1 protein-coding gene is annotated in these 245 nt (G+C 57.1%); it reads left to right on the top strand.

From position 1 onward, the window contains the following. A partial coding sequence (locus AC0IZJ_RS28655) for a substrate-binding domain-containing protein (protein WP_471855671.1) occupies positions 1–245 on the top strand: 245 nt, incomplete at both ends.

Raw genomic sequence — 245 nt, 5'->3', positions numbered from 1 at the left:
ACCATGCAAATGCTGAATGAGGGCATCGTTCCCACTGCGATGCTGGTTGCCAACGATCAGATGGCGCTGGGCGCAATGCGCGCCATTACCGAGTCCGGGCTGCGCGTTGGTGCGGATATCTCGGTAGTGGGATACGACGATACCGAAGACAGCTCATGTTATATCCCGCCGTTAACCACCATCAAACAGGATTTTCGCCTGCTGGGGCAAACCAGCGTGGACCGCTTGCTGCAACTCTCTCAGGG

The organism is Roseateles sp. AC306 (assembly GCF_979253795.1).
The sequence above is the reverse complement of the archived record's forward strand: the minus strand, read 5'-3'. Positions and strand labels throughout refer to the sequence as shown.